This is a genomic window from Aeromonas bivalvium (genome assembly GCF_046078285.1).
In the GTDB taxonomy this organism is placed as follows: domain Bacteria; phylum Pseudomonadota; class Gammaproteobacteria; order Enterobacterales; family Aeromonadaceae; genus Aeromonas; species Aeromonas bivalvium.
The window spans coordinates 1-24,127 of record NZ_JBGXBV010000004.1 but is presented as its reverse complement, the minus strand read 5'-3'; the positions used below and the strand labels follow the sequence as shown (position 1 = coordinate 24,127).

Sequence of the window (24,127 nt, the reverse complement as noted above, 5' to 3'; positions counted from 1 at the left end):
CCGATAAGGCCTGGTTGCATCGAGATGGGGTCGCGCCTGGGCGCGCCATCGGACAAGAGAAAGCAAGTTACAGGCCAGAATGCAGGGTTCGACTGCGCAGGGCGAACTCATCCAGCATCTTCTGCTCCTGGCGCTGGGCCTGCTGCCGGGCCCGATCGGCCTGCTTGTCCAGCAGCAGGGCCACCGCCTTGCGCCTCTGCTGAGCCGCCAGCCACTCCTCCCGCCGCTGGCCCAGGGCCTCGCGGATCTGCAGCACCCCTTCGTACTGCTGGGTCGCTGCCTGTTCCAGCTTGTTGATGAAGGCGTGATACTGGGCGTTCTGCTGGGCCTTGATCCCCTGCAGGCCGCGGTCGGTCCACTGCTGGTGATAGATCTGGCGGTACTGGTTGAGGGCATCCTGCTGCTGCATGAACAGCTTGAGATCCTGCTGGGCCTTGGCCAGGGCCATGGCGGCCTGCTGCTCGGCCGCCTCGAGGCGTTCGGCCAATAACATCAATCCCTTGCTCATCGACTACCTCATGCGGCGCTAAGCGGGGCGGGTCCCCGGATTACTGCATCAGGGGCATGGCCACCAGTTGCAGGGCTTGCAGGCCATCGTCGTAGTGGATGACCTCGCGCATGCCTTGCTGCAAGAAGCGATCCAGATAAGGTTTCTGATTGATGGCCCGATCGATGCGCGGATCCGCCCCCTGGCTGTAGGCGCCTATGGTGATGAGATCCCGGTTCTGCTGATAGAGGGAGTAGTACTGCTTGAGGGCACGTGCCAGCCCCTGATGCTCCGCCGAGGTGACCTGAGGCATGACCCGGCTGATGGATTTCTCGATGTCGATGGCCGGATAGTGGCCCGAATCGGCGAGTTCCCGCGACAGCACTATGTGGCCATCCAGGATGGCCCGGGCGGCATCGGCGATGGGGTCTTGCAGATCGTCCCCCTCGGTCAGCACGGTGAAAAAGGCGGTGATGGAGCCCTGGCCGTCGTTGCCGTTGCCGGCCCGCTCCACCAGCGCCGGTAATTTGGCAAACACCGAAGGCGGGTAGCCCTTGGTGGCGGGGGGCTCGCCCACCGCCAGGGCGATCTCCCGCTGGGCCTGGGCATAGCGGGTGAGAGAGTCCATCAGCAGCAGCACGTTGAGCCCCTGATCCCGGAAATACTCGGCGATGGCCAGCGCCGTCTCGCATCCCTTGAGCCGCATCAGGGGGGAGGCATCCGCCGGGGCGGCCACCACCACGGCGCGCTCGCGCCCCTCGGCGCCGAGGATCTCCTCGATGAACTCCTTCACCTCCCGGCCCCGTTCGCCGATGAGGCCGACCACCACCACGTCCGCCACCGAGCCCCGGGTCATCATGCCAAGCAGGACCGACTTGCCGACCCCGGAGCCGGCGAACAGCCCCATGCGCTGGCCCTGACCCACGGTGAGCACCGCATTGATGGCGCGCACCCCCACGTCCATCGGCCTGTGAATGGGGCGACGGGCCAGGGGGTTGATGCGGGTCTGGGCAAATTGCACCGTCTGGGCGGCGAGGATGGGACCCAGGCCGTCCAGGGGCTGGCCTATGCCGTCGATGACCCGGCCGAGCAGATTCATGCCCACCGGGATGCCATGCTCCTCGGTGACCGGCACCACACGGGCGCCGGGAATGACCCCCTTGAGCTGTTCGCTCGGCATCAGGTAGAGGCGATCGCCGGAGAAGCCGACCACCTCCGCCTCCAGGGTGCCATCCTGGGTGTCGATGCGGCACAGGGCGCCAATGGCGGCGCGGCACCCCACCGCCTCCAGGGTCAGGCCCACCACCCGCGTCAACTTTCCGGCGACCGGGGTCTTGGGGGCGATCTCGCCGACCCGATATCGTTGCAGTCGTTGGGAAAGGCTGTTGCTCATCACTCGATCCTCATGAAGGGGCCCAGGCTAGTCGTGCTGGTTTTCCCGCAGGAAGTTGCGCAGCAGCTGGTCGATGCGCCCCGAGAGGGTCAGATCCACGCTGGAGAGTTCGGTGGCAAGCTGAAGATCGCCGGGCAGCAGGGTGGGATCGCTCTCGAAGCGCCACTGGCGCCGCTCGCACTCCTCCTCGCCAAAGGCCGCCACCACCCGCTGGATGTCGTCCGGGTGCAGGGAAAGGGTGACCCCCTGGCGCACGGCGGGCAGCAGGGCCAATCCCTCCTTGAGGGCGCCCAGCAGCAGGGCCGGCGAGGTCACCGCCTCCTGCTTGATCAGGGCCCGGGCCAGCTGCATCACCAGGGCGATGAGCTGCTGCTCCACCCCGGTATCCAGCTCGGCCAGGGGCTCGGCCAGGCGGGAGGCGAGCAGGCGCCAGTGGGCCTGCTCCTGCTCCACCTGCTCGCGGCCCAGAGCCAGCCCCTCCTCCTTGCCCTGGGCCATGCCCGCCTCGTGACCCTGCTTGAGACCCTCGAGCTTGCCCTCCTCCAGCCCCTTGGCAAAACCGGCGGCCTGGCCCTCGGCCATGCCCTCCTCCCAGGCGGCCTGGCGGATCGCCTCCAGCTCCTCGGCGGTGAGGCTGGGGGCGGGCTCGGGCGCCGGCTCCTCGGGCACCGTCTCCTCCTCCTGGCGATACCAGTCCGGCGTCAGGCCAAGGGCATTGGTCTCGACCTCGGCGGCCACCTCCATCTCCGGCCAGCCCCAGGTCTCGATCTGGGTGCCCGCCGTATCCGGCCGCATGTAGCCGCGCAGCTTGCTGTTCTTGTCATTCATGCTCTAGAGGCACTCCCATCTGACACCCTTCATCGGGACGGGCGATCTCTGCATCACGCCGTCGTCACCCCATCCCCGCCTGGCCTCGGCGCAGGCCAGCCCCGCTTGCGGACACAGGCTTAGAGGAACTCCTCGCCGCCACCGGCCCCCAGCATGATCTCGCCGGCATCCGCCAGACGGCGGGCGGTGGAGAGGATCTCCTTCTGGGCCGCCTCCACCTCGGAGACGCGGATCGGGCCCATGGCCTCCAGATCGTCCGCCAGCATCTCGGCGGCCCGCTTGGACATGTTCTTGAAAATCTTCTCGCGCATCTGGTCGTCCGAGCCCTTGAGGGCCCGTTGCAGCAGATCCCCCGGCACTTCCCGCAGCAGGGTCTGGATGCCCCGATCGTCCACGTCGATCAGGTTCTCGAACACGAACATCAGGTCCTGGATCTGCTGGCTCATCTCCTCGTCGGAGTCGCGGATGGCATCCATCAGCTGGCCTTCGACGTTGGTGTCCAGGTAGTTCATGATGTTGGCCGCCGCCTTCAGGCCGCCCATCTTGGCCGCCTGAGCACCGGCGGCGCCGGCGAACTGCTTCTCCATGATGTCGTTGAGCTCTTGCAGTGCCGCCGGTTGCACCTCTTCTAGGTTGGCGATGCGCATCACCAGATCCAGGCGCACCTGCTCCGGGAACTGGCTCAGGATCTCGGCGGACTGCTCCGGCTCCAGATAGGAGAGCACTATGGTCTGGATCTGGGGGTGTTCGTTCTGGATGATGCTGGCCACCTGGCGGGCATCCATCCACTTGAGGGAGTCCAGACCCCGGGCGCCTGACCCCAGGATGATCTGATCCACCAGGTTGCTGGCCTTGTCTTCCCCGAGCGCCGCCACCAGGGCCTTGCGCACGAAGTCTTCGCTGCCGATGCCGATGTTGGTGTACTTCTGGATGTCGTCGATAAATTGACGATGCACCGCCGCCACCCTGTCGTGACTGAAATCCGACATGGAGGCCATGGACATGCCAAGCCGCTGCACCTGCTTGGGTTCGAGGTGGCGGAAGATCTGGGCGGCATCCTCCTCGTTGAGGCTGAGCATCAGCACGGCGGCCATCTCTATCCCCGACATCTGGTCGAGGATCTGGCGCTGACCGTCGCTGATGTCGTTGCCGGTCACTTGGTTCTTATTCTCTTCAGGCATCTTTGGTTACCCATTCTTTAATGACCTGAGCGGCCAAGTCCGGTTCGTTCGCCACCAGGGCACGCACTGCCTTGAGCAGGTCTTCATCCCGATGGAGATCCGGCAGTTTCAGATGACCATCGCGCACCCCGAAGATGGGCTCGGCCTCGGCCTGGGCCGCCAGCAGACTCAGTTCGTCGTCGCCACCCAGCACTATGCTGTTGTCCAGATCCAGCTCGCTCTCGGGTTTGACATCCGGGTAGAGCAGGCGCTTGAGCATGGGTCGCACCACGGTGACGATGAGCACTATGATGACCAGCACGGAGGCGGCGATGCGCACCGCGCGCCAGAACCAGGGCTGCTCGTAGATGGGCAGGTCCGGCATCACGTCCAGCTCGGGGCGGTTGAACGGGATGGCGACCACCTCCAGGCTGTCGCCCCGGGTCACGTCAAATCCCAGGCCGCCACTGATGAGGCGGCGCAAGGTGTCTATCTCGGCCTGGCTGCGCGGCTCGCGACTGACGGCGCCATCGGCGCCGGTCACCGACTTGTAATCCACCGCCACCGACACCGTCATGCGGCGAATGCCCCCCATCTGACGACGGGTGTGGCTGACCGTGGTGTCCAGCTCATAGTTGCGGGTCGCCTCCTTGCGGGAGCGGCCGGCGCTGGTGCTGCCCTCGCCCCCTTCCGCCTTCTCCGGAATACCGGACGCGGCGGGAGGCTGGTTGGAGAGGGAGCCGGGCACGCCGCCATTGGCGCCGCTGGCACTGTTCTCCTCCAGGGTCATCTCGGAGCGCACCGCGGGCAGGTCGGGGTTGTAGGTCTTGCGGGTCTGCTCCTGCTGGGAGAAGTCCAGGGCGAGATCCACCTCGGCGGTGTAGTTGTCCATGCCGAGCACGGGGATCAGGATGGCGTCTATCTTCTGCTTGTACTCCAGCTCCTGCTTCTGCTGCATGGCAAATTCTTTGCGGGTCTGGGCGGAGACGGGATCCTGGGAGCCGGAGTTGAGCAGACGGCCGCTCTGATCCGTGACCGTCACCCGGGTCGGCTCCAGGCCATGGACCGCGGAGGCGACCATGTCGACGATGGAGTCCACCTCTCCCTGTCCCAGGGCGCTGCCCTTGAGGGTCAGCACCACGGTGGCACTGGGCTTGCGCTCGTTGCGGGCGAACACATTGTCCTTGGGAATGGCCAGCAGCACCTGGGCCTTGCCCACGTTCTGGAACTGTTCGATGGCGCTCGCCAGCTGACGCTCGCGGCTGAGCTTGAGGCGTTCGGCCTCCATGCGCTGGCTGACCCCGAAGCTGGAGTCCTTGAGCAGGATGGATTCACCGTCATTGCTGCTGACGCTGCTGGTGCCGAGCCCGGCCCGGGTCAGGCGCAAGCGGATGTCGCCGTAATTCTCGGCGCTGACCAGTACGCTCCGGCCCTCGACCTGATAAGGGATCTTCTGCTGATCCAGGTAATCCAGGGTCGCGACCAGCTCTTCGGTGTTGTAGGTGCCAAGGGGCCGCATCTCCGGCTCCTTGCCCCACAACAGGATGAAGACGGCGATGGCCAGGCAGATGGCCAGCCCCAGGATCAGGGTGATCTGACGCAGCACATCGCTGTTGGAGAGGAACCCCAGAGCGGAACTCTTCTGTTCATGCTCATCGAGGGCGCTGGTCCCCTCGTGATTGATCAGCAGGTCGCCATTTTGTTCGTTCGCCACAGGTCAGGTCCTTATCTTCTGGTCGGGTCGCGGCATGCGCACCCTTATACCGGCATGTTCATGATGGTCTTGTAGGCATCGACCATCTTGTTGCGCACCTGCACCGTTGCCTCGAAGGCGATGGAGGCTTTCTGGCCGGCGATCATCACATCGGAGAGATCCACCGACTTGTCGCCCATGTCGAGCCGGGTGCGCAGATCGTTGGCATTCCCCTGCAGGCCGTTGACGTGGCCGAGGGCCTGCTGCAGCAGCTGGCCAAAATCCGAGCTGACCTGACCGGCCGGCTGGCTGATGGCCGGGATCCCCGCTTCAACCTTGAGGGCCTGCATCTCTTGCATCAGGCTGCTTGCACTTATTTCCATCATCCTTCCCCAGACAAATCATTGACGCTGGCATCACTTAAGCAAATAAGGTGCCAACCAGGAGTGATGAGGGCGTCAACCAGTCTCAGATGGGCGCCAGGCAGGGCGAGCAGAGGGGTCGCCCCGGCCCCACGGCCATCGCCGGCATGGGTGGGGCTCTAGCCCAGCAGCAGCCTCAGATAGCTGAGGTGCAGATCCCTGGGTTCGTCGGCGGGCAGCTTGGCCAGCACCTCGTGGTGGAGATAGCGGCCCTTGGCATCCTGTTGCGCCGGGTCCACCAACCCCATCTCCACCAGTCTGGCGACGATGGCGACCGCCAGGGCCATGCAGTCGTCACTCTCCCGGCCCCAGCCAAAACCCCCTTCATGGTCAAACAGATCGGGGCGGGGCTGGAGGGGAACGGCTTCTTCTCCCCGGACCCAGAAGACGGTGGGGCTTCCCTCCTGCAGGCGCAGGTAGATGCTCTGCCTGTCCCACTCTGTCTGCTGTCCCGAGGTGGCATCCCGTCCGGTCGATGCGGGTTCCTGTGCCATCTTGCTCTCCTTGTCTTGTCGACCCCGCCCATGAAAAAGAGGGCGCAAGGCCCTCTTCTACTGCGAGTCGCGTCATTTAAACAGACCGCATTTCAATATGATACAAGAAAAATTTCCCGCAAAGCCCGGGCGGTTACTCCTTGTTCAGATCGTCATCGAGCCAGTACTTGGAGCCGGAGATATTGGCATCGAGCAGCAGCCCCTTTTCGCCGATCTGATAGATGGCCATGCCACCATTGTATTTGGCCGTCAGCTCGGCGCTCTCGCTGCCCGCCACGGCCCCCACCTCGGAGGTGGCCTCCCAGCCCTGATTGACGAAGGCATCGAACCTGGCCTTGTCCTCGAACAGGATCACCTGCTGGTAGAACTTGCCCCCCAGCCCGGCGGCCAGGCCGGCGCCAAACATCTTCATATAGGTACGGCTATCGTCCTGACGGTTGACCGCTACCCCGGACCCCTGATTGGTGTGGATCATCAGGGAGAACTTGCGCGAGTCAAACACCGCATAGCCATAAGCCTGGTCAAACAACAACTTGGCAGAGGGCTGCTCGTTGAACAGCCGCACCAGGGCGGTGTCGGCCATGGTATCGAGGGCGGTTCTCGCCTCGGCCGGCGTCTTGGGTTCGAGCATGGTATCGAGCTTCTTGTCGGCGGTCTCCAGCCACGCCTTGCCGGTCGTCACGCTCTTGTCGGTCCACTCCCCGGCGGTATTGAGGGTCTCCTCTCCCCACCGGGAGACGGAGTCCCAGGTCTGCTTGGAGAAATCCGTGACGTCTTGCCACGCCTCCTTGCTGGTCTCGCTCACCGCGCTGCCGAGCTCGGCGGCAGCCTCCTTCACCTTGGCCCAATCCGCCAGCGTTGGGGTCGAGGCCAATGCCAGTGCCGTTGTCATGACCAGGAGTCGAATCTTCATCTTGCTCTCCATCACCCGTGATAAGCCCTGGGTCACAGTAGCAGATTTGACTGAAACCGGAAAAGCCCGGGCTCATGGTGCCGACCCGAGGGACGCGCCAGGTCGTCATGCTGGCCCCACCACAAAGTTTGTTCTGCGCAGGTGCGCCCGCTGTATAGTTTTTGGTTAGCCATTCCGGTAAAATCCGCGCCCTTATAAGAGAGCCACCTAAGAGTGATTGAGCGATGTCCAACACAAAACAGGCCCCCAAAGTAGGATTCGTCTCCTTGGGTTGCCCCAAAAACCTGGTCGATTCCGAGCGCATCCTGACCCAGCTGCGTACCGAAGGGTACGACGTGGTGCCCAGCTATGACGATGCGGAGCTGGTGGTGGTCAACACCTGCGGCTTCATCGACAGCGCGGTACAGGAGTCCCTGGAAGCCATCGGCGAGGCCCTGGCCGAAAACGGCAAGGTGATCGTCACCGGCTGCCTCGGCGCCAAAGAGAACCAGATCCGCGAGATCCACCCCAAGGTGCTCGAGATCACCGGTCCCCACGCCTATGAAGAGGTGCTGGGCCACGTCCACAAATACGTGGAAAAACCCACCCACAACCCCTTCACCAGCCTGGTGCCGGCCCAGGGCGTCAAGCTGACCCCCCGTCACTACGCCTATCTGAAGATTTCCGAAGGCTGCAACCACCGCTGCACCTTCTGCATCATCCCCTCCATGCGCGGGGATCTGGTGAGCCGCCCCATCGGCGAGGTGCTGGCCGAGGCCAAGCGCCTGAAAGAGGCCGGCGTGAAGGAGATCCTGGTGATCTCCCAGGACACCTCCGCCTACGGCGTCGACGTCAAGCACCGCACCGGTTTCTACGACGGCATGCCGGTCAAGACCAGCATGGTGGCCCTGTGCGAAGAGCTGGCCAAGCTCGGCATGTGGGTGCGCCTGCACTACGTCTACCCCTACCCCCACGTGGATGACGTCATCCCCCTGATGCGCGACGGCAAGGTACTGCCTTACCTCGACATCCCGCTGCAGCACGCCAGCCCGCGCATTCTGAAACTGATGAAGCGCCCAGGCACCGTCGAGCGCACCCTGGAGCGGATCCAGAAGTGGCGCGAGATCTGCCCCGAGATCACCCTGCGCTCCACCTTCATCGTCGGCTTCCCCGGCGAGACCGAAGAAGAGTTCCAGATGCTGCTGGACTTCATCGACAAGGCGGAACTGGACAGGGTTGGCTGCTTCAAATACAGCCCGGTCGAGGGTGCCAAGGCCAACGAGCTGCCGGATCCTGTGCCGGAAGACGTCCAGGAAGAGCGTTTCCAGCGCTTCATGGAGCTGCAACAGCAGGTTTCCATCCGCAAGCTCGCCCGCAAGGTGGGCAAGGAGATGCTGGTGCTGATCGACGAGGTGGACGAAGAGGGTGCCACCGGCCGCTCCGCCGCCGATGCTCCCGAGATCGACGGCCTGGTCTACCTGAACGGCGAGACCGGCCTCAAGCCCGGCGACATGGTCAAGGTCCGCATCGACGAGGCGGACGAGTACGATCTGTGGGCCAGCCTGGTAGGCTGAGACCACTGACGCCCCTGCCCGGCAGGGGAGAGCAAAAAAGCCAGCCCGTGAAAACGGGCTGGCTTTTTCAATGCATGTCGATTGACCTCAAGGCGCTGCATTGGCGAAGGGGCAAACCGGCTCAGCCCCACTGCCGACGGCATGAGCCCGCCGCCATCATTTTCCCTTGGTGATCTTGTCCAGGTAGCCCATGGCAAAGGCTGACAGGACGAAGGTGACATGGATCAGCAGATACCACTTTATTTTGTCATTCGGGATGTTCTCGGTATTCATGAACACCTTCAGCAGATGAATGGATGAGATGGCAACGATCGAAGCGGCCACCTTGTTCTTGAGGGAACCCGCATCCAGTTTTCCGAGCCAGCCCAGCTTGTCCTCTCCCTCCCCCACATCCAGTCGGGAAACAAAGTTCTCGTAGCCCGAGAACATGACCATGACGATGAGCCCGCCCACCAGGGCGATATCGATAAGCGACAGGGTGACCAGCACCAGGTCAACCTCGCGGATCGTCAGAATATTGGGCAGGACATGCAGTATCTCCTGAAAGAATTTGATACCCAATGCCAGCAGGATCAGGCTCAGGCCAAGATAGATGGGGGCCATGATCCAGCGTGAGGAATACATCAGCTTTTCAAAAATACGTTCCATAAATAAATATCTATAACCTGTCAGATGATACAAGTGGGTGATACATCATTGGGATCTGAGTGCCCATTAATCTTCATTGATATGCTTCATTCTGTGTTGCCAGCGCCGCTTGGCAAAACGCCTCATATTGGGGATTTCATCCGTCTCGTCCATAATGGGTTTGCCAATGATGGTCTCGATAACATCTTCCATCGTCACCAAGCCCAGCCAGGTACCGTATTCGTCATACACAAGAAACATATGCTGTCTCTCTTGCATGAACTGGCTCATGACACTTTCAACACTCACCTTGTCCGTCACTATGGTAACCGGCTTGACCAGGCTGGATACCGTCTCTGCATGGTCTGCGTTTATCACGTCATAACGAAATACCAACCCTAGCGGATTTTCATCTTTATCAATCACGGGGTAACGAGAAAAACGACTGGCATGAGCATGATTGGCAAAATCGGCCACCGTCATGTCCGGGCTGACAATCTGACACACGGTACGCGGCGTCATAATATCTCGGACACTGGTTTCATGAAGGTCCAGAATATTGGCAATTGTGCGCTGCTCATCTTCATCGAGTTTATCCATCTCACGGCCAAGCATCGCAAGTGCCTTTATTTCTTGCCGTATGTCATGTTCCGGAGTATGGGCACCGAACAATTTCATCACCTGATCGGAAATCCAGATGAACGGTTTCAGCAAGAAAATCATGCCATTCAACAATCCAGGCAAGATCGGCGCCAATGTACGCCAATGGCGAGCGCCAATGGATTTGGGCATTATTTCTGACAACACCAGGATCAGCACAGTCATGACAGCAGACGCAATCCCCAGATAACCATCGCCAAAAACAATGGTCACTTGCGCGCCGACCCCGGTGGCGCCAACGGTATGAGCAACCGTATTAAGGGTCAAAATGGCAGCCAATGGCTGATCTATCTTGTCTTTCAGCAGGCGCATGCGCTCATAAAGCCTGGGATTGGACAGCTTCAATTGGGCTATGTAGCTGGGGGTAATCGAGAGGAGGGCTGCCTCCAGGATGGAACATAGAAAGGAAACGCCAATAGACAATACAGCGAATGCTATAAGTAGACTCATGAAACGGGAATGGACCTCGCGTAGTTTTAATTGACAAGATTCTAGCGACATTCAAGGGGGCGACGCAACGAATATCTCGGTTGGAAAAAATTAAAAAGAAATTTATTTTCAACCAGTTATGAAAATCAAGTCTGTTTACTCCCTTTTTTCAATCGCCGTTGTTATTGATACTGCCATTGCACAAAACACGATGTGAATATCACATGAACAATACCGCTGAATTCACATAAAAGTTGCCTTGGCACCAATAAGGCAAGGGTGATAAATTCTGCCCTAAAAATAGAGGTTTGCTATCTAATGGACGTTTTTCAATCCATTTTCCTGGCCTTGATCCAGGGATTGACAGAGTTCCTGCCCATCTCCAGCTCTGCACACTTGATATTACCCTCCAGGATCTTCGGCTGGCAGGATCAGGGGTTGGCATTTGATGTCGCCGTCCATGTCGGCACCCTGTCTGCGGTCGTCATCTATTTTCACCGCGATGTCAGTGGCCTCATGCAGGGCTGGCTACTCTCATTGCGCGGCCAGCGAACGGAGCAGGGCCGTCTCGCCTGGCTGCTGATCCTGGCTACCATACCCGCGGCTGTCATGGGCCTTGTCGGTAAGGGGATCATTGAAGGCAGTGCACGTTCGACCCTGGTGATATCCATCAGCACCATCCTCTTTGGCCTGTTGCTCTGGTATGCGGACCGCAAGTCCGCCCTCACCAGGGAGATGAAGGACATCAGGGTCAGGGATGCATTGAAAATTGGCCTGGCACAGGCCATCGCCCTCATCCCTGGCACCTCCCGTTCCGGCATCACGATGACAATGGCGCTCTTGCTGGGTTTCGATCGCCGGACGGCCGCGACCTTCTCCTTTCTGCTGTCCATTCCCATCATCACCCTCGCCGGTCTATATCTGGGGTGGCAATTGATGACGAGTCCTGCCGACATAGACATGGGTGAGTTATTGATTGGTATTGGCGTCAGCTTTGTCTCCGCCTATGCCTGCATTCATTATTTCTTGAAGATCATAGAGCGTATGGGGATGCTGCCATTTGTCGTTTATCGCCTGGCACTCGGCGTACTGTTGCTGACCTTCAGCCTGCAATAATCAGGAGACTGAATCATGATTGCATCATTGGAAAATAGATCCTTCATGCTTGCCCTGGCCATCATCAGTGGCTTTTTCATCTGGATGCTGATGCCATTCTTCTCTGCTATTTTCTGGGCTTGCATGATTGGTGTGCTCTTCCTGCCCATCAATGAGAAGATCCGGCATCGATTCAAGCTGGGGAAAAATGCGGCATCGCTGCTGACCCTGCTGCTGTGCGTGGTGGTGCTGATAGTGCCTGTTCTCTTCCTTGGTTGGTCTTTCATGAAAGAGATCAATGGTCTTTATCAGACCATGCAGGCGGGCAAGATTAACTTTGGTGAATATCTGGACACCATCAAGGCCTCCTTTCCCGCACTGCACGACATCATGAATTACCTCGGGATAGATTATGGCGAGGTCAGGAATCATTTGACCAATGCGGCGGTATTTATTACGCGCTATATAGCGCAACACGCCTTCAGCGTGGGGCAAGGGGCATTCAGCTTGATACTCGATATCTGCATCATGCTGTATGTCGCCTTCTTCATGATCAGAGACGGCCAGCATCTGGTCGAGAAGATCATTGAGGCCCTCCCCCTGGGCAATCGCCGGGAAAGGTTGATGCTTGCCAAATTTTCCGAAGTGGCCAGGGCCACCATGAAGGGGAATTTTGCCGTCGCCATCTTGCAGGGTCTGCTGGGCGGGATAATCTTTGCGGTCCTGGGCATCCAGGGCCCGATAATATGGGGCGTGGTCATGACGCTGTTATCCATGATCCCCGTCGTGGGGGCCGGCCTGATCTGGGGACCGGTTGCCGTCTATCTGTTCGCATCAGGCAACCTGGTGGATGCGGTCATACTGACCCTCTTTGGCGCCTTCGTGATCGGCCTGGTCGACAACATACTCAGACCCATCCTGGTTGGCAGGGACACCAAGATGCCGGATTATCTGATCCTGCTCTCCACCCTGGGAGGGATCATCGTATTTGGGATCAATGGCTTTGTGCTGGGGCCCATCATTGCCGCACTCTTCATCACCACCTGGTTGATCTTCGCCGATGAACTGGGCCGTGACAGCCAGCTCAATGACAGCAATAGCCAGCCATAGGCTCAGGCATCGAGAGGGAGGAGCAGCCAGCCTCGTCCCTCTCTCGTTTCGGGGCGACCTCAGGCACCGAGCAAGGGCAGATGTTGCAGGCTGGCCGCGCAGCGCCAAGGCAAGGCAATGGGCCAGCGCCAAGACATAGAGGGATGCTGGCCAGGGGGACAGTGATTGCCCTGTTTCCCTGATGGTGGAAGGCGTGCGGATATAGCTCCTTGCAGATATCCAGCTGCCGGGTCTGGCAGTGCAAGAAGACCTTGATGACATCCGGGACGCCCCCGGCAGCCAATCAATCCCAATGGTGGTACCGCCTTTGACAAGCTGGCTGGCCCTACTTCAGACACGCTTCGGCATGGCTGAGCATGGGTGCTATGAGCCTGAGCCGACCAGCGCCTTTATCTTGGTGGCTTTCTCAAAGTGATCGAGCCTGTGCGTCATGATCCACCAGGTGGCCGCCTCCATGAGCAACTCAGGATCGTCATTCTTGTTTGCGAAAAAAGCATAGAATGACAGGCCCACCTCAGGTCCCTTGCTGGCAATCTTTTTGTCACACACGTCAATGAACTTTCTCTTCAAACTTTCCCGCATTCAGCCTCCATCTATTAATTCCTGTCTTAGCGCACCACGATATCTTTAAACGGTAATGCCATGGTTCATCGGTATGATACCGGCTAACGTGGCCACTATGAGCTGGCCGCCAGTGACTGTAAAATAAATCCCGCGCGTTCAGACACTGATGCCTTTGGCACTTCAATTAAAGAATAACCAAACATCTGATATGCAGAGATCATCTCCAGGTAAGTATCAACCGCTTCGGCATAACTCTGTTTACGTTCCGTATCATTGGCGTAAATGGCCTCCCAAGGTGGGAAAATAAACACATCAGTGTGGTATCTGACAAGATGGCATGCTGTCAGCAATGCACTGGGTATCGGCAGCCCTTCGAGTCGAGAATAGGCATAGGAGTCGATAATGCCCCTGTCAAAGAACACCAGACCCTGGTTGCCTTGATGGTGGCTGAAAGCCTCCAGCTCTTCTCGTACCATCTCATCGCGAAAGGCGGTTTTATCCATCCAGGGCAACGCGCGACCATTTATCGCCCCTTGTTGCAGGATTACCTTGCGGCCAACTTCATCCGCACACCGATAACCAAGTGCCTTCAAATAATCCAGCGTCGTTGTTTTTCCTGACCCTGGCCCACCGGTAAAAACGATGCAATGATTCAATCATGCCTCCATTATCGCCAACAAGACCTCGATTGCCATGAGAGAATAAAAACCCATCGACATAAACACAGTGAATTTAATGAAAATATCTGTCTGGCAATATATTCCACTTGCATGTCATGAAAATATTTCGTGCACTATCATCACCCCGTATCGCTTTTATTGATGACCTGTTTCAGAGGTTGAATGATTTGCCCATTGACCATGCAAACGGATAGCCTCTTGCCTGAACATGGGTCACCGGATGGCTATCATAACGCCCTGCCTCACGGAGGAAAGCGGGGAGAGGGGAAAATCCGGGCCGGATCAAGGCCTGATTGATCGTTCAGCGTGCATTGACGCACCCGATGACGGGGCCCGGGCCATCACATGGCGCGCTGGCGGATCGGGATCCCCCCCTCCCAGCCCCGTTATCCAGTCCAGAATCAGTGTCGATTCAGTCCCAATACAGGGCCGATCGGCTAGCATCGAATTGACTCTCCTGGCTGAAACCCCTCTAATTGGCGTCTCGTATCTCATGCACGAACATATTATGAAAATTCTGTTGGTCGAAGACGACAAGCTGCTCAACCACCATCTCACCACCCTGCTCGGCGAGGCGCAGAATCAGGTGCATGGCACCGACAGCGCCCAGGTGGCGCTGCACTATGCCGAGGATTATCCCATAGACGTGGCCATCATAGATCTCGGCCTGCCGGACATGGATGGTCTGCAGCTCATCAGGCAGTTGCGAGAGCGGCAGATTGCCTTCCCCATCATAGTGCTGACCGCCCGTGGCAACTGGCAGGACAAGGTCGAGGGACTGGAAGCGGGCGCCGATGACTATCTGGTCAAACCGTTCCAGAAAGACGAGCTGCTGGCCCGTCTCAACGCCCTGGTTCGACGCAGCGCCGGCTTCATCTCCCCCAGGGTGCAGGCCGGGGAGTATGTGCTGGATCTGTCGCGCAAGGAGCTGACCATTGCCGATGAGGTGGTGGTGCTGACCAGCTTTGAATACCTGATCCTCGAGTATCTGATGCGCAACGCCCGCCAGGTGGTCTCCAAGCAGCAGTTGCTTGACCAGCTCTATGGCGACGGCGAAGGAGACCCCAACACCATAGAGGTCATGGTGAGCCGGCTGCGCAAGAAACTGGATCCACAGGGGACCATACAGCCCATCTCCACCATCCGCCGCCAGGGCTACATCTTCAACCTCTCCTGCAGCTGACCCGGGAGAGAGATCCCTTGCCCCGCCCCCATGGAGGGAGCCCCATGACGTTCATTCGCCGCTCGCTGCTGAGCAAGCTGATGCTGAGCACCATGCTGGTCATCGCCCTCATCCTGGCCTTCTCCGTCTACGCCCTCTATCTGGCCAAGCAGGAGGAGCTCGCCAAGGAGACCAGCACCCAGATGCAGGAGAACCTCTCCAAGCTGTTCTCCTCCAAGCTCCCCAACCGGCCCGGTCAGTCCGGGTTCGATGACCTCAGCACCACGGCGGTCGATCCCGCCCTCGACACCCTGATCTGCCGCGCCGACGGCCAGATGAGCTGGTCCAGCCTGCACAAGCCCGAGGTGATCGAGGCCAAGCCCACCCTGTGCCCGGATCTGATGAACTACCTAGGCAAGATGGACCACGACTACGTCTTCAGGCAGATCACCATAGAGAGCGGCGACAGCTATTTCATCTACAGCCTGAGGTTCATGCGCAACATGGGCCAGGGCCCCGTCACCTACTACGTGGTGATGATAGATTCTGCCAAGGGCTACCTGCAGAAGATGCAAGACTACCTCTATCAGTGCATCCGGCTGGCTCTGCTCGCCTATGCCCTGCTCGGCGCCCTCCTGCTGCTCACCAGCTTCTGGAGCCTCTCCTCCCTGCGCACCATGGCACGCCAGATCGACGAGATCCGGGCGGGCAAGCGCGATGCCCTCTCCCAGGACTATGAGCGCGAGCTGACCCCCCTGACCGGCTCGGTCAACCAGTTGCTGGAGAACGAGCGCCAGCAGACCCAGCGCTACCAGCACGCCTTGAACGATCTGGCCCACAGCCTGAAAACCCGGTTGGCGCTGATCCAGATGACGACACAGGATGTCGCCATGGGGCGGGAGCTGCACGACAACATCAACGAACAGATCCTGACCATGGATCAGATGATCCAGTATCAGCTGCGCCGGGCCGTGACCGGGCGCAAGCGCCTCGCGGGCAAGGGCACCGAACCCGTGCCCCTCATCGAGAAGCTGCTGGCCAGCCTCGCCAAGGTCTATCGCCACAAGAAGTTGCAGACCCGCTTCCTGTTTGACGATGACGTCTTCTTCCATGGGGAACAGGGGGATCTGATGGAGCTGATGGGCAACCTGCTCGACAACGCCTGCAAGTTCGCCATCAGCGAGATCCGGGTCCAGGTGCGTCATCAGGGCAATGGCCTGCTGATCGAGGTGGAAGACGACGGCCCCGGCATAGATCCCAGCAAGTCCCAGCAAATCTTTCAACGCGGGGTGCGCGCCGATACCTCTCCGGGTCAGGGCATCGGCCTGGCGGTGGTCACTGAGATAGTCCACAGCTATGGCGGCGACATACGGGTGGATGAGTCATCTCTGGGCGGGGCCAGATTTCAGTTGATACTGCCCCAATGACCAAACATGCAGAACTTATGACATTAAACCAAGGGGTTAGGTCGATACGCCCTGCGGGCTCACGCCAGATGGAACATGGTAAAGATGCCTTTTATGTGACATAACTAGAGCCATTCTCTACCGCACGGAAGCGATAGTCATGGCCAAGCAATTCTCATCCGCCATTCTCAGGCCCCACCAGCAGATGCTGGCCCTGGAGCCCAGGATACTGTTTGATGGCGCGGCCGCGGTGGCCGTCGATCACCAGACCCAGGATAGTCAGGACGCCCCCCAGACGGCGCCCGAGCACGCCGAGCCGCTGCAGACGACCCCGCCCCGCCAGCTGCTGGTCATCGATGCCCGCATCGAACAGGCCAGCCAGCTGACCGACAAGCTCTCCCCCAATGTCAGTCTGCTGTTCATCGACGGCAACACGGATGCCATGAGTGCCATCGGCGCCAGACTGGCCGAGCTGGGGCAGGTCGATGCCATCCAGATCCTCTCCCACGGCGCCGCCGGCCAGTTCACCCTGGGGGACAGCACCTTCAACGCACAGACCCTGGCCAGCGTCGGCCAGCAGCTCCAGAGCTGGCAGGATCACTTGAGCGACCAGGCGGATATCCAGCTCTACGGTTGCCGGGTCGGCGCCGGCGACGCGGGACAGGCCCTGGTCAGCGCCCTGGCCAGCTGGACCGGTGCCGACGTGGCGGCCTCCAGCGATGACACTGGCGCCGCCAGCAAGGGGGGCGACTGGGATCTGGAGGTGAAGAGCGGCCTCATCGAGCAGCCCCTGGCCCTCAGCCGGGAAGCCGTGCAAGGCTTCGACAGCCTGCTCGCCAATGCCAGCCCCGAGACCAGCCTGAGTCAGAGCAGCATGGACGTGCTGCTCGGCGACACCTTCGACTTCACCGTCAACTTTCGCAACGGCGCCAGCCAGGTCGGTTATGCCCCCTATGTGGATCTCTATCTGCCCAGTACCGGCAAGGATGGCGACGACGGCATCAGCTTCGTCAAGGCCACCTACCTGGATCAGACCCTGAAGTTTCATCAGATCACCTTCGATTCGGCCGGCAATGCGACCCACCCCCTGGCGGTGGACAGCAATGGCAGTCCGCTCATCATACGGGCGGCGGATGTCGGACTCAGGGCGGGGGACACCCTGATCGTCCTCGAGATCCCCTTCGGCAGCATGAGCCAGGGCCAGCCCGACATCCCCATCCAGGTCACGGCGCGCCTGAGCAACCTGGCCGACACCAGCTTCTCCAATGGGGCACCAGTCCTGACCATAGGCACCCGCAGCGGCTTCCAGTTCGGCAATGACGCCCTCAACAATCCCCAGGACGACCCCAGCCTGATCGAGAGCGCCATTCACAGCCTGGCGGTGCGCCCGACCGTCATCAGCTTCGAACAAACCCTGGATATGGTGGAGGGCGAGACGGCCACCGGCCCCAACTACGGCCATACCCTGACCCTGACCGCCATCCCGGCCGAGGGCCAGTCCCTGACCAATGTGAGCATCAGCCAGACACTGCCGGCGGGCATCCAGGTCACTGCCATCATCCCGGGTGCCAATGGCACACTCACCTCCGTTACCCTCTCCGATGGCCGAGTCATCACCAATGACGCCCTGATCCAGGCCGCCATCAACAGCGACAGCCTCTTCATCAGCGCCTTCACCGTCGAGTACAGCCAGCTGAGCGCGGCCACCGACACCCGGGTCCAGTTTTACGTACCCGGCGTCGATGCCAATGGCGATCAGGTCATCGACCCCAACAGTGGCGCCCCTGTGCAGATAGTGATAGACGCACCGACCGCCAGTGGCGAGTGGGTACCCCTGGATCCCAGAGACCTCACGGCGCCGGACACCAGCATAGACTTTGCCGGCCAGGGGGAGACGGTCAGCTTTACCGCCCGGGCCATCGCCCTGCACAAGGAGGTTACCCTCGGCATCGATGGCGGCAAGGCGGGCATCAGCCCGGGAGATACCCTGGACTACAGCGTCAACATGACACTGTCTGACTACTTTGCCTTCGGCCAGAACCTCTTCGGCGAGGGCCAGTTTGTGGTGACGGATACCCTGAGCGACGGCCAGACCCTGACCGGCACTCCGACCCTGACCCTGATGCGCAATGGTGCCAGCGAGACCATCAACCTGATCTACACCTCCACGGTCAATGGCGATGGCAGCGTCAGCATCCGCTTCGACATCGGCGCCTCCCTGGCCGCCGCCTTCCCCCTGGCCAGCTGGCTGGCGGGCGATCTCGCCTTCGATGACGACCTGCAGGGTGCCACCCTGGCCGTGCTGAGCTACAGCGCCCTCATCGGCCAGAGCTACACACCGCCGAGCGGCAATCCCCAGAGCGAGATCAACGAGGGGGACGGCTTTGGCAACAGCGCCACCGTCACCGCCACCATAGTGGAGAGCAACATCAACCTGACCGGTGGCGAGGTCTCCGACGGTTCCCAGACCAGCAGCCAGATCCCCACCAGCCAGGTGGTCATCGACCTGGCCGAGGTCAATGGCAACCCTCCCCCCGGCACGGTCGAACTGCGCCCCGGCGACGAGGTTACCTTCCGGCTCAGTTACGATCTGGTGACCGGCGACTATGAACAGTTCAAGCTGACCGCCTACCTGCCCCTGCCGCTGTTTGACCTCAGCGGCATCAACTGGAGCGAGGGCACCGGGGTCGGCCAGTGGCATTTTGGCAGCGGTGATACCAATCTGGGCCCCCTCATCAGCGTCACCACGGGTCCCGGCAACGCCCTCATCTTCGACTTTGGCAGCTATGCCACCAGCGACCTCAATGGCAGCCGTATCGAGGTGGAATTCACCCTGACCGTCGGGGATCAACCCTTCGCCGACCAGCGCGAACTCGACGTTCTGGCCCAGTCGAGCCAGGTGACCACCCTCAACAAGACCCAGCTCAGCAGCTCGGACGTCACCGTCATCACCTCCGTCGCCGAACCGGATCTCGCCATCGGCCACGGGGTCGTCTCCTCCAGCAATGGTACCGTCAGCGGCACGACGGGCAGCTGGGCTGCCCCGGGCTCGGGCGGCGTTCCCTTCGCCGGCAGCGTGACCGACATAGGGGCAGTCGATGGGAATGTCAGCGACATAGACGGTGGCGATACCCTGCGCCTGGCTACCGCCATCGAGAACCGGGGCGGTGGCGGCGCCTTCGATGTGGTCACCAGCATCAACCTGCCGGCCGGCCTCTCCTTCCTGAACGGCTCCCTGGCGGCGGCCAACCTGCAGCTCTATCGCGGCGACGGTACCCCGCTGGTGCTGGGCACCGACTATCAGGTGAGCGATAACACCATCAGCTTCCTCGATGCGGGGGGGGTCGCCACCCTGCTGGCGGGGCGGGATGGCAGCTCCGCCGACGCGGCGGGCAGCAACCTCATCGTCATCAGCTACGAAGTGGTGGTGGCCGACGCCATCCAGGCCAGCAGCACCCTGGAAACCAGTGCCGTGCTCAGCCACTATGCCAGCGTCGACAACGGCCAGGACTTCACCCCCACGGACCTCACTGACAACGCAGGCCAGCAGGTCGCCGCCCCCACCATCAGCATCGACTTCACCGGCGGCGATGCCACCAATGCCTCCAGTGCGGGGCACACTTCCGGGACCAACCTGGTGGTCGGAGAGAGCATGGGGTACGACATAGTGGTGACCCTGCCGGAGGGGAGCACCCAGCAGCTGGACATAGACGACCTGATCCCCCCGGGATTCAGGCTCGATACCGGCTACAACGGCGGTCTGGGGTATGAGCTCATCACCACAGGATTCGCTGGCACCATCAGCACTCCCCTGCTCGCCGGTCTGGGGGGCACCCTGGACAATGACGGAGTGGATGCCCGCTTCAGCTTCAGTGTCAGCAGCGCCGATGCCGACAACGACGCGGGCAACAACAGCTTCACCATACGGCTGCGTCTGGTCGCCGACAACGTCATGATCAACCAGAATGGCACCCCCCTCAGCAATGGCGCCGCCCTGCATTATCAGGATCCCGATGGGGATCTCCCGGGCGGCAGCCCCCTGGTGCGCGATGTCACCGCGACCCCGGCCCCCGATGTCGTCATCCAGGAACCCAGGCTCACCATAGAGCAGAGCCTGCTCACCCCCCCGCCGCAATATGGTTTCGAGGAAGGGGATGCGGTCAGCTTCAACATAGTGATCAGCAACAACGGCCCCCTGGATGCCTTCGATATCCGCCTGAGCGATCTGCTGCCCAGCCAGCTCAGCAACTACAATCTGGTGTCGGTCATCTATGACGGCATAGATGTCAGCAGCCAGTTCGAGATAGTGGCGGGTCAGTTGCAAAGCAAGGCCGATGCCAATCTGGACATAGGGGTGGGCAAGCAGCTGACCCTGGTGATAAGCGGCCAGGTCAATGCCAGTGCCACCAACTTCGCCCAGCTGACCAACCAGGCCGAAGTGCAGTGGACCAGCCTCAATGGCACTGTCGGCACCGGGGCCGATCCGGCCGGTGAGCGCACCGGTGCCGACGGCCTCCTGATTGACAATGTCCTCAACGACTACAGAGCCGTTTCCCAAGGGGTCATCCCCATCGCCAGCGGCATTCTCATCTCCCGGGTGGGGGGGGTGGCCGAGACCGGTGGCGGCGCCACGGATGCCAGTATCGAGCAAGTCACCGTGGGCGAGATCATCCGCTACAAGGTGGTCGCCCTGATCCCGGAGGGGAACAACGACAACTATGAACTGAGGGTCAGCCTGCCCAAGGGGCTCAGCTTCCTCGACAAGGAGCAGGTACGGCTGGCATTGATCTCTGACGGCAGCCTCAACAACAGCCTGAGCGGCACGTTGATCACCGGGGCCGACGTCAATGGCGATCAAACCAGCACGGCGGCTCAATCCATCTCCCCGACCCTGGCCAATGGCCTGCAAGGCCTGCTGGCGGCCAGCCAGATCGAGGTGGTCACCGATGCCGATGGCAACCAGACCATCATTTTCCGATTGGGCAACATTGACAACTTCGACTTTGACAGCAACCTGGAAGGGGTCGCCATCGAATTCAACGTGCGGGTTGACAACGTCCTGAGCAACCAGGCGGGTACCCAGCTCGGGGTCATCGCCAAAGACTATGTCGGGGTCAACCCCTCCTTCCTCAGTCAGCGTGGCACCAGCACCACCGTCTTTCAGAGCGTCATAGAACCCGGTCTGGGAGGCCTTGACAAGACGGTCATCGATTTCGACCCCAGGGGCGTCAACAGCGACACGGGCACGGCCCTGGTTCAAATCGACTTCCAGCAAACCGGGGGCATCATCGCCTTCGAACCGCGCCTGACCGACGGTTTTCCCGGGGGCAGCAACTATGCGCTGACCAGCCTGACCATAGTGCAGGACGGCATCACTTATACCTATGACAGCGGCGACAGCGGCAACAACTATGGCCTGCCGCCCGGCGTCACCGTCATCGTTACCCAGGGCAGCAGCTTCGCGGTCGATTTCTCCCAGCTGGATGTGGGCGCCAAAGTGAGCCTTACCTACAGCGTGGACCTGCCCAACGGCACCACCATTGCCGGCACGGATGCCACCCTGACCTGGTCCAGCCTGCCGGAAGATTTCACCAGCTGGGGCGGCTCCAGCGTCGGGGCGGATGGGGATGTCGGTGGCGAACGCACCGGCCAGGATGGCACCGGCAATACGCTCAACAACTATGTGCTCACCAGCGCGGCGGGCCTTGGCATCATCAGCGGCACCCTGTGGAACGACACCGCCAGCGCAGACACTGATACCAGCCCCGATGGCCCGGGACTTGCCCACCAGGAGGTGACCCTGGTCTGGGGCGGGCTGGATGGCGATCTCGCCACCACGGTGGACAACAAGAGCTTCAATACCACCACGGATGGCGATGGCCGCTTCTCCTTCGGCATTCTGCCCTCCGGCGTCTATCGCCTCGATGGCCCGGCGGGCAGCACCATCACAGATGCAGGGGCCGGCACCTTGCAGGTACGCATCGACAGCGATGGCGGGGCACTGGGCCAGATCACCATGGAGCTCACCGAATCGGGGATAGATGCCGGTCAGTACGAGGAGGGGGCCAACATCGGCTATGTGGAACTCAACGACGCCCCCACCCTGGGCAATACCAGCCCGAGCCAGAGCGTGGATGAGGATCTGGATCTCAACATCATCGGCCTGTCGGTCGCCGACATAGACGCGGGCATCGGCAACCTCACCCTTACCCTGACGGTGGGCCATGGGGTGCTCGCCCTGGGCAGCGCCGTCGGCCTTGACGTCGTCAGCAACAACGGCGGTAGCCAGCTGGTACTGACCGGTAACCTGGCCGCCCTCAATGCCGCCCTGCTGACCCTCAGCTATCGGGGCAATCAGGACTACAACGGCAGCGACACCCTCTCGGTCCTGATCAATGACAACGGCCAGTTCGGGGACAAGCTCGATGGCGACGGGATCCCCGGCAACGCCGAGGATGCCCTGACCGCCACCACCAGCATCCTCATCACCATCAACCCGGTCAACGATGCTCCCATCGCCAACAACGACGACGCCATCGCCGTCGAGGCGGGCGGCACGGCCAACAACCTGCCGGGCAATGATCCCCAGGGCAACTTGATCGGCAATGACACGGACGTGGATATCGCCACCAATGGCGACGCTCTGCACCTGGGCCTGGTCACCAGCCAGGCCACCGGCAACCAGGCCACCCCGAACTCCGCCGATATCCCCGTCACGGTGGAGGGTCAGTACGGCACCCTCTATCTGCTGGCGGGAGGGGGTTATCGCTATGTGGTCGACAACGACAACCCGGATGTCGAGGCATTGCGCCTGAGCGGCGACACCCTGACCGAGCGGTTCGATTACCAGCTGCTCGATATCGCCGGCGCCAGCAGCAGCGCCAGTCTCGTCATCACCATCCAGGGCGCCAACGATGCCCCCGTGGCCAGCGATGATGCGGGCAGCGCCATCGAGCAAGGGGTTGGCCAGGCAGGCACGGACGCCATCGGCAATGTGCTCACCAACGACACCGACATCGATGGGGGAGACGGCAAGACGGTCAGCAAGGCGGCCCTGGGGCCGGTCACGGATCTGAGCCAGATAGTGGATGTGCCCACCGGCAGCACCAGCGCCAATGGCGCCGTGATTGTCGGCCTCTATGGCAGCCTGACCCTGGGGGCTGACGGCAGTTATCGCTATGTGATTGACAACAACAATGCCGCCGTCCAGGCCCTGAGGCAGGGAGACACCCTCACCGAGACCTTCAGCTACCGGGTCACGGACCTTGGCGAGCTGCACAACATCGCCGCCCTGGTGATCACCATCAATGGCAGCAATGACGCGCCGGTGGCGGTGGATGACACCGGCAGCGCCGTCGAGGCGGGAGGCGTCGACAACGCCACCCCGGGCAGCGATGCCAGCGGCAACGTCCTCGCCAACGATACCGACCCCGATTCGGCCAACGTCGCCG

General features: G+C 61.0%; 18 protein-coding genes. 6 read left to right on the top strand and 12 right to left on the bottom strand.

Annotation, left to right across the window (positions count from 1 at the left end; genetic code table 11):
• Nucleotides 1–67: 67 nt before the first annotated feature.
• From fliJ to befA, 8 genes are all read right to left on the bottom strand, one after another.
• Nucleotides 68–508: a flagellar export protein FliJ gene (fliJ, locus tag ACEUCR_RS11105; protein ID WP_111872844.1), complete on the bottom strand. Its 441-nt coding sequence runs from the start codon at nt 506–508 to the stop codon at nt 68–70.
• Between the two features lie 40 nt (nt 509–548).
• On the bottom strand, nt 549–1,880 hold the full coding sequence (gene fliI / locus ACEUCR_RS11100; protein WP_392444400.1) for a flagellar protein export ATPase FliI: 1,332 nt from the start codon (nt 1,878–1,880) through the stop codon (nt 549–551).
• Between the two features lie 27 nt (nt 1,881–1,907).
• Nucleotides 1,908–2,708, bottom strand: a complete 801-nt coding sequence (fliH, locus tag ACEUCR_RS11095) for a flagellar assembly protein FliH (RefSeq protein ID WP_408790154.1) — start codon at nt 2,706–2,708, stop codon at nt 1,908–1,910.
• A 119-nt stretch (nt 2,709–2,827) separates the two neighbouring features.
• Entirely contained in the window at nt 2,828–3,889 is a 1,062-nt protein-coding gene (fliG, locus tag ACEUCR_RS11090; RefSeq protein WP_111872842.1) for a flagellar motor switch protein FliG, read from the bottom strand.
• Nucleotides 3,882–5,582, bottom strand: a complete 1,701-nt coding sequence (fliF, locus tag ACEUCR_RS11085; protein WP_408790151.1) for a flagellar basal-body MS-ring/collar protein FliF — start codon at nt 5,580–5,582, stop codon at nt 3,882–3,884. The genes fliG and fliF overlap by 8 nt, the downstream gene beginning before the upstream one ends.
• 44 nt (nt 5,583–5,626) lie before the next feature.
• Nucleotides 5,627–5,944, bottom strand: a complete 318-nt coding sequence (fliE, locus tag ACEUCR_RS11080; protein ID WP_041997821.1) for a flagellar hook-basal body complex protein FliE — start codon at nt 5,942–5,944, stop codon at nt 5,627–5,629.
• A gap of 158 nt (nt 5,945–6,102) precedes the next feature.
• A complete protein-coding gene (locus ACEUCR_RS11075) occupies nt 6,103–6,477 on the bottom strand; it encodes a hypothetical protein (RefSeq protein ID WP_041997809.1) in 375 nt (124 codons plus the stop codon).
• 133 nt (nt 6,478–6,610) lie between these two features.
• Complete coding sequence (gene befA, locus ACEUCR_RS11070) at nt 6,611–7,390, bottom strand: beta cell expansion factor BefA (protein WP_408790148.1); 780 nt, start codon at nt 7,388–7,390, stop codon at nt 6,611–6,613.
• A gap of 224 nt (nt 7,391–7,614) precedes the next feature.
• On the opposite strand from befA, the gene rimO reads away from it, so the two are divergent.
• Entirely contained in the window at nt 7,615–8,943 is a 1,329-nt protein-coding gene (gene rimO / locus ACEUCR_RS11065) for a 30S ribosomal protein S12 methylthiotransferase RimO (RefSeq protein WP_392444398.1), read from the top strand.
• Between the two features lie 156 nt (nt 8,944–9,099).
• Here rimO and ACEUCR_RS11060 read toward each other — a convergent pair whose 3' ends face one another.
• Nucleotides 9,100–9,591, bottom strand: coding sequence for a TIGR00645 family protein (locus ACEUCR_RS11060; protein ID WP_111873876.1), 492 nt, complete (start codon nt 9,589–9,591; stop codon nt 9,100–9,102).
• A 66-nt stretch (nt 9,592–9,657) separates the two neighbouring features.
• Nucleotides 9,658–10,680: a CNNM domain-containing protein gene (locus ACEUCR_RS11055; RefSeq protein ID WP_392444396.1), complete on the bottom strand. Its 1,023-nt coding sequence runs from the start codon at nt 10,678–10,680 to the stop codon at nt 9,658–9,660.
• 297 nt (nt 10,681–10,977) lie between these two features.
• Here ACEUCR_RS11055 and ACEUCR_RS11050 point away from each other — a divergent pair, with 297 nt between their 5' ends.
• Nucleotides 10,978–11,775: an undecaprenyl-diphosphate phosphatase gene (locus ACEUCR_RS11050; RefSeq protein WP_392444394.1), complete on the top strand. Its 798-nt coding sequence runs from the start codon at nt 10,978–10,980 to the stop codon at nt 11,773–11,775.
• 15 nt (nt 11,776–11,790) lie between these two features.
• Nucleotides 11,791–12,864: an AI-2E family transporter gene (locus ACEUCR_RS11045; protein ID WP_408790143.1), complete on the top strand. Its 1,074-nt coding sequence runs from the start codon at nt 11,791–11,793 to the stop codon at nt 12,862–12,864.
• Nucleotides 12,865–13,227: 363 nt separating this feature from the next.
• Here ACEUCR_RS11045 and ACEUCR_RS11040 read toward each other — a convergent pair whose 3' ends face one another.
• Together ACEUCR_RS11040 and ACEUCR_RS11035 are read right to left on the bottom strand one after the other, a co-directional pair.
• Nucleotides 13,228–13,446, bottom strand: coding sequence for a DUF6500 family protein (locus ACEUCR_RS11040; RefSeq protein ID WP_041997794.1), 219 nt, complete (start codon nt 13,444–13,446; stop codon nt 13,228–13,230).
• Between the two features lie 95 nt (nt 13,447–13,541).
• Complete coding sequence (locus ACEUCR_RS11035) at nt 13,542–14,084, bottom strand: AAA family ATPase (RefSeq protein ID WP_408790140.1); 543 nt, start codon at nt 14,082–14,084, stop codon at nt 13,542–13,544.
• 532 nt (nt 14,085–14,616) lie between these two features.
• Between ACEUCR_RS11035 and ACEUCR_RS11030 the strand changes: the two genes are divergently transcribed.
• From ACEUCR_RS11030 to ACEUCR_RS11020, 3 genes are all read left to right on the top strand, one after another.
• Nucleotides 14,617–15,291, top strand: coding sequence for a response regulator transcription factor (locus tag ACEUCR_RS11030; protein WP_041997790.1), 675 nt, complete (start codon nt 14,617–14,619; stop codon nt 15,289–15,291).
• Between the two features lie 44 nt (nt 15,292–15,335).
• Nucleotides 15,336–16,697, top strand: coding sequence for an ATP-binding protein (locus ACEUCR_RS11025; RefSeq protein ID WP_392444391.1), 1,362 nt, complete (start codon nt 15,336–15,338; stop codon nt 16,695–16,697).
• Nucleotides 16,698–16,836: 139 nt separating this feature from the next.
• Nucleotides 16,837–24,127 (top strand): DUF4347 domain-containing protein (locus tag ACEUCR_RS11020; protein ID WP_408790138.1); only part of this gene is annotated, 7,291 nt, incomplete at its 3' end.

Coding starts and splice junctions, on each gene's coding strand:
- ACEUCR_RS11055 (WP_392444396.1), bottom strand. CDS start 10,680: ATGAGTCTACTTATAGCATTCGCTGTATTGTCTATTGGCGTTTCCTTT.
- ACEUCR_RS11075 (WP_041997809.1), bottom strand. CDS start 6,477: ATGGCACAGGAACCCGCATCGACCGGACGGGATGCCACCTCGGGACAG.
- rimO (WP_392444398.1), top strand. CDS start 7,615: ATGTCCAACACAAAACAGGCCCCCAAAGTAGGATTCGTCTCCTTGGGT.
- befA (WP_408790148.1), bottom strand. CDS start 7,390: ATGAAGATTCGACTCCTGGTCATGACAACGGCACTGGCATTGGCCTCG.
- ACEUCR_RS11045 (WP_408790143.1), top strand. CDS start 11,791: ATGATTGCATCATTGGAAAATAGATCCTTCATGCTTGCCCTGGCCATC.
- fliI (WP_392444400.1), bottom strand. CDS start 1,880: ATGAGCAACAGCCTTTCCCAACGACTGCAACGATATCGGGTCGGCGAG.
- fliE (WP_041997821.1), bottom strand. CDS start 5,944: ATGGAAATAAGTGCAAGCAGCCTGATGCAAGAGATGCAGGCCCTCAAG.
- ACEUCR_RS11025 (WP_392444391.1), top strand. CDS start 15,336: ATGACGTTCATTCGCCGCTCGCTGCTGAGCAAGCTGATGCTGAGCACC.
- ACEUCR_RS11030 (WP_041997790.1), top strand. CDS start 14,617: ATGAAAATTCTGTTGGTCGAAGACGACAAGCTGCTCAACCACCATCTC.
- fliH (WP_408790154.1), bottom strand. CDS start 2,708: ATGAATGACAAGAACAGCAAGCTGCGCGGCTACATGCGGCCGGATACG.
- fliJ (WP_111872844.1), bottom strand. CDS start 508: ATGAGCAAGGGATTGATGTTATTGGCCGAACGCCTCGAGGCGGCCGAG.
- ACEUCR_RS11060 (WP_111873876.1), bottom strand. CDS start 9,591: ATGGAACGTATTTTTGAAAAGCTGATGTATTCCTCACGCTGGATCATG.
- ACEUCR_RS11050 (WP_392444394.1), top strand. CDS start 10,978: ATGGACGTTTTTCAATCCATTTTCCTGGCCTTGATCCAGGGATTGACA.
- ACEUCR_RS11040 (WP_041997794.1), bottom strand. CDS start 13,446: ATGCGGGAAAGTTTGAAGAGAAAGTTCATTGACGTGTGTGACAAAAAG.
- fliG (WP_111872842.1), bottom strand. CDS start 3,889: ATGCCTGAAGAGAATAAGAACCAAGTGACCGGCAACGACATCAGCGAC.